This is a genomic window from Amycolatopsis sp. NPDC000009, assembly GCF_055563465.1.
In genome coordinates this window covers 22,102-28,223 of record NZ_JBVHDI010000040.1, presented here as the reverse complement: position 1 = coordinate 28,223, position 6,122 = coordinate 22,102, and the positions used below count along the sequence as shown (strand labels likewise).

The following is a 6,122-nucleotide window of genomic DNA, read 5'->3' as shown; positions in this document are numbered from 1 at the left end:
ACAAGTCACCAATCATCGCCATCCGTACCCGAAACCGGCCAGAAGAGCCTCGAACACCCGTGTCCACCTGCGGAAATGCTAAGTAAGTGGCATTGTCCCAAGGGGGGCGACCCCGAGTCCAGTCTACCGGCGATGAGTGCGCGGAAGGGCTGCTCGGCGGAGTTGTCCACAGGTGACGATGGTTGTGGACAACTCCTGTGGGGAACTGAAGGACGCCGTAGCCACATCGCACGCGTCGGAAGTCAGCCCGCCCCCAGACACAGGAAGGGGCGCCGCAGCGGATCGGCGGCGGTCGCTTCCGCGAGTGCCTGAGCGGGCGCGGTCCCCGAAGCCAGCCGACGGTGCAAGTCGGACATCGCGGCGGCGGCGGCCTTGTCGCCGACCCGCGCGATCGCGCCGATGACCGTCCGCGAACCACTGGCGAGCAGCGTCCCGGCGAAACCGAGCGCCTCCTCGCCGGGCCGGATGTGACTCATCGCGAGTTCGCACGCGGCCAGCACCACCCGTTCCGGCGGCTTCGCGAGCCGGGCTGTTTCGTGCGCGTACAACGGGCCGTCGACCAGCTCCAGCCGCGAGAACAGCGCGTTCGCCGGTTCGTGCGCGCCGTGCGCGACCAGATGCGCCATCCCCGAACCGTCCAAAGCGGACAGTACGGTGTCGCTGGTCGCGTCCTTCCCGTCGACGAGCCGGGCCTGCGGGTACACGGTCCGCAGGTTCCGCACCTCACCGACCGAACCCGGCACCCCCGGGCCGCCGGCGAGCAGGACCGGTCCGGAGCTCCGCCGCCCGGACGCGGACACCCAGGCGGTCGCCGACGGCGCGATCGACACCGGATGCCCGTGCAGCGACGGCAAAGCACCCCACGGCAACGCGTACAGCGAGCCGATCGGCACGATGATCAGCTCGCGGTTCTCCAGCGTCTTCGCCAGCGACGCCGAGATCAGCTTGTCCAGTTTGTCCGCCCGGCGCCGCGCTGAACCGGTGACGACGTCGACCAGCGGCGCGGGCAGGTTGTCCGGGGCCAGCGCGTCGAGGTCCGCGTGCAACTGCCGTGCGGTCTCGACGATCTCCGCGAGCGGCCCCAGCTTCAGCAGCCGGAACCGGCCGCGGTCGACCACCACCGCGTACAAGGTGTCGCGATACCCCATCAGGCTGACCAGCACGCGATCGCCGAGCCGCTCCACCACCTCTTCGGGTGTCGAGACCGGGCGCGGACGACCCCATTGGCTGGTGTACCACCCGAGCCGCGTCGCCTCCCGCTGCAGACGGTCGTAGCGCTCCTCGAGCTTCCCGACCGGCTCACCGGACAACCGCCGCGCCTGGATCGTCCCCTGCACGTGCCGCATCTCGTTGATGTGCCGGGCGAGCGCGGGGTCCTCGATCAGCGGGAGCGGTTCGTAGCGGTACACCTGCGCGCGCGTGCGTTCCAGCCACGCGAACAGGCTCTTCGCGCCGGCGCCGCTGCGCCTCGCCTTCTTGAGCACCAGCGTGAGCGCGAGTTTGCCCAGCTCCTCACCGTGCGCCGCCGTCCCGCAGACGAGGTCCAGCCCGCCCATACGGTCGCGGATCTGCCCGAGTTCCGCGAGCCCGGCCCGCGCCTGCGCGAGGGCCGAACGCGGCCGATGCGACGCCACCGCGAGTTCGGCCCGGCACAACCGCAGCTGCATCCGGTGGTCGATCGGCGTGGTCTGCCGCGGTTTCGGTACCTGCGCCAGGAGTTCCTGCGCGGCGACCGTCTCATCGCGACGGATCAGCAGCCGCACCGCGAACATCCGGGCCGCGCCCGCCTCGTCGCGCAGCCCGAGCCCGGCCAGCCGGATGGCGAGATCGGCCAGCCGCTCCGGCAGTTTCGCGGCCGGTTTCTTCTCCCGGTCCGCCAAGACCTTCACCGCGTCCGCGCGCAGCCGGGTCAGCTCGGCGATCTCCGCCCATCGGCCGTTGCCGCGCCGGAGGAAGCTCCGCCGCGCGGACGTCGCGAGTTTCTTCGCGAGGACGTGGTCACCCTCCAGGATGGCCGCCCCGGCTCGCGCGACCTCCGCTTCCGCGACGAGATGGTGCGCACCGTTGTCCCGGAGTTCGGGGATCGCCTCGTCGAGGTGTCGCGCCGCCTCCTCGGCGAGCCCGGCGGTGAGCAGGGCCTTCGCCTGGTCGAGCCGGACGAGCGGCAGTGAGCCGGGCCCGTCGGTGACGAAGATCGAAGCCGCGTGCTCGTAGTGCCGGAGCGCTTCGGGGATGTCGCCGAGCAGCTGGGCGTGGTCACCCAAGTTGTGCCGGATCTTCCCTTCGAGCATCCGGTGCCCGTGTTCGACGGCGATGTCGAGCGCGGCGACGAGGTCGGCGTGCGCCGCGTCCGGATTGCTCATCTGGAGATGCAGCCAAGCCCGGTTCACCAGGTTCCGGGTGAGCAGGAGGCTGTGCTTCGCCGCTTCCGCGACGAGGTTCGGCATCGCGGCGTTGTACAGCGCGAGCGATTCGTCCAGATGCCCGGACCGCATCAGCACCACGGCTCGCTGGAGCACGACGGTGAAGCTCAGCTCGCGTCGGATATCGCCTTCCGGCAACTGGAGCCGAACCTGTTCCGCCTCGGAGAGCCGGGCGAATCCGTCCTGTTGGGACGCGACCTCCGCCTCCGCGGCCGCCAGGCTGATGAGGATGCGGACGCGGATCGCCAGCCGTTCGGCACTGCTGGACTCGACCGGCCCGAGGCGCGCCAAGCCACGCTGCAGCAACCGGATGGCCGCGCCCGGACCGTGATCGGAGGCCGCGGCCCTCGCTTGACGGTGCAGATCGGCCGCCGCCTCGGCTACGGGATCGACGACAGGAAGCTGCACGGGCACACGCACTATGGGAGCACACCCGCGCCGCATAACGGAACAGCCGTCCGGTTACAGCACCACTGTCGGGGTCACGACGGTCCGGCGACAGGTCACGTCGCCGAGGTGGATCACGATCTGGGTGGTGCCCTGGGGGACGTTGTCCAGCACGAACCGGCCTCCCTCGTCGGCGGTGGTGGAACTCGTGCCGTGCTCGGCGACGCGAACCTCCACTCCGTACTCGCCGGCGGGCACGAGCCAGCCGTCGATCCGGTGCTTCTTGCCGATCTTGGTGAGGTTGATCATCACGGTCAGATCGCTGACGGTGAAGGTGATCGTGCCGGTGTCGCTGCCACGAACGCCCGCGGTGGCGTCCATCCGTTCCCAGCGGGCGACCTCGACGTCGAGGTTTTCGAGCGCGAGCGCGAACTGAACCCGCTGCACCAGGTCTCCCGGTGGCGGGTCCAGTTCGTCCATGAAGCGCCCGATGTCGGCGAGCAAGGCCTCATCGCCCGGGGAGGTCATCTCCCCCGGCGTCCCGAGGTCGTTCATCGGCTTCCCCCTTCGTGGGCCAGCAGGTCGCGCATCGATTCGAGGCAACGGCCCCTGGTCGGGCCGACACTTCCGCGCGGCATACGGAGTGCTTCGGCGACCAGTTGGTATTCGGCCCGCCCGGCGAGCACGGTCAGCCGAAGGAGCTGCTGACAGCGGTGCGGCAGGCGGAGGAAGGCGCGCCAGACCCGGCGATCCCGGTCGGCGCGGACGGCTTCCTCCTCGGGGGCCGGGTGGGTGCTCTCCATGCTTTCGGCCAGCTCGTCGGTCAGCGGGACGGGCTGAGCGCGGCGGCCGAAGGGGTGCTGCGCTTCGCGCCTGGTGGTGGTGATCAGCCACGCGGCGAGCGCCTTGGGATCGCGAAGTTTGTCGAGCTGGCTGAACAGGGCGAGCCATACCGTCTGGACCACGTCCTCGGCGGTCAGGCGGTCGAGCCCGTTCGCGCGCGCGACATGCCACACGAGCGGGGTCAACTCGTGCACAAGTCTGTCCATCGCCTGGCGGTCACCGGCCCGCGCCGCGCGCATGCAGGCGGCATGCAGGTCGGCACCGGTCAGTCCTTCCCACGGCGGGTCTACCTCGGTCGTTTGCACGTCGGTCACCGTATCTGCCCCACTTCGGACGTGTCTTCGTGTCGGCGCTGGCAGTATCGCGGGCCTTTCGGGGGAAAGGAGCGTGCAAGAGGCTCTGGGATACATCAAGTCACTAACTTTTTTGTCGAATTTCTGTCGTCCCCCTCGGTCTGGGATGAAGGACAAAGGCACCGGCCGGCGCGAGTAGGTGTGGACTGCGCACCGGCCGGTCCTTTTTCCCTCCCCCCGGGCCCGCTCCCCAACGGGCCCGCGTCCGGGCGTCCCCCTCCCCCGAAGGAGCACCCGGAGGCAATGCCCGGAGGCCCCCTCGGCCTCCGGACATCACCCGTCCGTGTTAATTCAGTTCACCGGCGGATTGGTGCCGTTCGGGTCCCAGTTGCCGTCCGGGCTGGTGCCGGGACGGGGCGGGACCGGCGCCGTGATCGGCTTCCGCTTCGGGGTCGTCTCTTCGAGGTCTTCGGTGGCCGTGGCCTCGTCGTCGACGGGCGCGGTGTTGGTCTCGGTCGTCATCGGGTGTCCCTCATTTCCTCGACTGCTCCATAGGACGCAACGAGGCTGCCACCAGATACACGCAGAGCCAGCTTTTTCGCGGAAATTTCTCGATCTGTGGCAGGAGGGTGACCTGATCAGCGCTTTTGCCGCGAAATGGTGCCGCTGAGTAGTCGCCGGCTCACGTCCGCGAGCTGTTCGGCCCAGCGCCGGTAGCCCTCGGGGCCGGGGTGGAAGCGGTCCTCGGCGAACGTCGCCGGGTCCAGCATCGCGGCGGGCATCGGGACGTGGACGACGCCGGGCACCAGCGCCAGCCGCGCGGCCGCGGCGTCGAGGACGGCCGACCGCGCGCCGAGGACGTCCCGCAGCGGACGAGGCAGCGAGGGGAACCGGCCCATCGGCGGCACACCCGCGAGCACGACCGGGACCGGGCCCACCCGGCGCCGCACGGCGACGACGAGGTCGAGCAGGTCACGCCGGTAGCGCGTGGCCGAATGCAGTTCGATCGTGTCGTTGACACCCAGCGCGATCACCACGAGGTCGGCGGGTTCGAGCAGCGGCAGCAGTTCCTCGCGCGCCACGCGCGCGTTGGCGCCGGTCTTGCCGATGGCCTGCCAGGCGACCGCGCCGCCGTCCCGCGCGAGTTCGTCCGCGAGCCGTCCGGTCAGTGCCTCGGCGTGGGTGGCCGCGCCGACGCCGTCCACGGTGGATTCGCCGAGCACCGCGAGCCGCACCGGGCGGCCGTCGCCCTTCACGAATCCGGTGACCGGCCCCGCGGCGCCGGGCAGCCTGGGCGTCGTGCGGCGCACCCGGACGGCTTGCGCGAGCAGGATCGGGGCGAGCACCACCGCACGGCTGATCACCCCGCGACTCTACTTCCGCGTTTCGTCCTCTGGATGCGATCGTTGCGCACGCGACAACCGCATTGAGAGGACGAAACGCGGGGGTCAGCCCTGGGCGATCGAGACCGTCTGGCGGATGAGCGAGTCGTCGGCGGCCGCGCGGAGCAGGTAGTCGGCGACGTCGGCGCGGTTGATGCTGTAGCTCCCTCGGACGTTGCCGTCGGTGCGGGCGGCGATCGCGCCGGTGTGCGGCCCGTTCAGCAGGCGCGGCGGACGCACGATCGTCCAGTCGAGGTCGCTCGCGCGCACGATCCGTTCGGCGGCGACCATGTCCGCGAAGGCGTGCCGGAGGAACCTGCCAAGGATCGGCTTGACGACGTTCCTGGTGAAGAAGGCGTCGCCGTCGACGAACGGGCCGCTGGCACTCACCAGGAGCAGCCTCCGCGTGCCCGCCGACCCGAGCGCGGCGACCGCGGCGTGCGCCCCGTCGGTGACGATGGTCGTCGGGTTGCGGTCGCGGGCGCCGAGCGCCGAGATCACCACGTCGCGCCCGGACACCGCCTCGGTCAGGGCGCCGTGCTCGGACAGCTGGGCGACGACGACCTCCAGCAGTTCGCCTTCGGCGTGCAGGCGGGACGGGTCGCGGACGACCGCCGTGACGTGGTGCCCCGCGGCCAGCGCCTGCTTGACGATTTCGGAGCCGACTCCGCCCGTGGCACCGAGAACAGTGAGCTTCATGGTCACGCCTTCCTGGGTTAGTGAACACTCACCCACTATGGTGAGTGTTCACTAACCACTTGTCGAGCGAACGCTGAGAAGCCCTCAGGAGCGAA

6 protein-coding genes are annotated in these 6,122 nt (G+C 70.3%); all 6 read right to left on the bottom strand.

Annotated features, from left to right (window positions below; translation table 11 throughout):
- Positions 1–242: 242 nt before the first annotated feature.
- Positions 243–2,843: a CHAT domain-containing protein gene (locus ACZ3HL_RS44615; protein ID WP_465538017.1), complete on the bottom strand. Its 2,601-nt coding sequence runs from the start codon at positions 2,841–2,843 to the stop codon at positions 243–245.
- A 42-nt stretch (positions 2,844–2,885) separates the two neighbouring features.
- Complete coding sequence (locus tag ACZ3HL_RS44610; protein WP_007030725.1) at positions 2,886–3,365, bottom strand: hypothetical protein; 480 nt, start codon at positions 3,363–3,365, stop codon at positions 2,886–2,888.
- A complete protein-coding gene (locus tag ACZ3HL_RS44605; protein WP_101611873.1) occupies positions 3,362–3,967 on the bottom strand; it encodes an RNA polymerase sigma factor in 606 nt (201 codons plus the stop codon). The genes ACZ3HL_RS44610 and ACZ3HL_RS44605 overlap by 4 nt, the downstream gene beginning before the upstream one ends.
- A 330-nt stretch (positions 3,968–4,297) precedes the next feature.
- Entirely contained in the window at positions 4,298–4,468 is a 171-nt protein-coding gene (locus tag ACZ3HL_RS44600; RefSeq protein WP_465414889.1) for a hypothetical protein, read from the bottom strand.
- A gap of 116 nt (positions 4,469–4,584) precedes the next feature.
- Entirely contained in the window at positions 4,585–5,310 is a 726-nt protein-coding gene (locus tag ACZ3HL_RS44595) for an SGNH/GDSL hydrolase family protein (protein ID WP_465414887.1), read from the bottom strand.
- 84 nt (positions 5,311–5,394) lie between these two features.
- The gene (locus ACZ3HL_RS44590) at positions 5,395–6,027 is read right to left on the bottom strand and encodes an NAD(P)-dependent oxidoreductase (RefSeq protein ID WP_465414879.1); all 633 of its coding nucleotides are present in this window, start codon (positions 6,025–6,027) and stop codon (positions 5,395–5,397) included.
- Between the last annotated feature and the right edge of the window lie 95 nt (positions 6,028–6,122).